This window comes from Micromonospora sp. D75 (assembly GCF_018070405.1).
Taxonomy (GTDB): Bacteria; Actinomycetota; Actinomycetes; order Mycobacteriales; family Micromonosporaceae; genus Micromonospora; species Micromonospora chalcea.
The window spans coordinates 1-1,043 of sequence record NZ_JAGPXV010001047.1 but is presented as its reverse complement, the minus strand read 5'-3'; the positions used below and the strand labels follow the sequence as shown (position 1 = coordinate 1,043).

Annotated in this window: 1 protein-coding gene and 1 pseudogene; both read left to right on the top strand. The window is 74.0% G+C overall.

Annotated elements, in window-relative coordinates:
• A pseudogene (locus KBX39_RS31870) lies at positions 1-247 on the top strand (molybdopterin molybdenumtransferase MoeA); the annotation flags it as partial.
• Positions 248-299: 52 nt separating this feature from the next.
• On the top strand, positions 300-941 hold the full coding sequence (locus KBX39_RS31865) for a GNAT family N-acetyltransferase (protein ID WP_210874132.1): 642 nt from the start codon (positions 300-302) through the stop codon (positions 939-941).
• The last annotated feature ends 102 nt before the right edge of the window (positions 942-1,043 follow it).

The window sequence follows — 1,043 nt, the reverse complement described above, 5'->3', positions numbered from 1 at the left end:
GTTCCGGCCGAGCGTCCGCGCGCACCTGCTGGAGACGGTCTCGTCCCCGGTGGGGCTGCGCGAGTTCCGGCCCGCGCACGTGGCCGAGCGGCGTGGCGGCGGGTACACGGTGCAGCCGCTCGCCGGTGGCCCGTACACGCTGTCCGGCCTGTCCGACGCGAACGGCCTGCTGGTGCTGGGCGAGCGGGTCACCACCGCCGCCGCGGGGTCTACCGTCGACGTGCTCCTGCTGGACCGGCGCCGGTGAGCGCGAGGAGTGAGCTTGCGAGCCCCGCAGTCGCGAGCGAAAGGCAAGCCCGGTGAGGTTCTGGCGGGCTCCGGGGTGGCCGGCGGTGCTCGTGGTCGGCCCGGTGGTGCTGCGGCCGTACCGGCGCTCGGACGCCGGCGCCTGGTCGGAGATCCGGCGCGCGAACCGCGAGTGGCTGGCGCCGTGGGAGTCGCACGTGCCCGGCGGCTGGTACGAGACCAACTCGCCGGCGGCGTTCCGGCTGGTCCACGCGGACCAGCGCAAGTCCGCGCGCAGCGGTGAGGGCATGCCGTTCGCGGTGTGCCTGCGTGAGGACGGCAGCGAGCGGCTGGTCGGCCACGTCAACATCGGCAGCATCGTGCGGCGGGCGTTCTGTTCCGGGTACGTGGGCTACTGGGTGGACTCCCGGGTGGCCGGCCGGGGCGTGATCCCGACCGCTGTCGCGCTCGCCGTGGACCACGCCTTCGGTCCCGGTGGCCTGCACCGGATCGAGGTGAACATCCGGCCGGAGAACATGCCGTCCCGCCGGGTGGTGGAGAAGCTCGGCTTCCGCGAGGAGGCCTATCACGTGCGCTACATGCACATCGACGGCGCGTGGCGCGACCACATCGGATACGCGATGACCGGCGAGGAAGTCGCCGCCGAGGGCGGCGTGCTGGCGCGGTGGCACCGCGTACGTGACAACCGCCGCTGACGCGCCCGCACGGCGCGGCGCACTGTGAACTGGGTCGACGGCCCGGAACCTCAAGTAACTGCAAGCGGCGGCACGCGCTGCCCGCCCGCAGGCAGGGCGCCG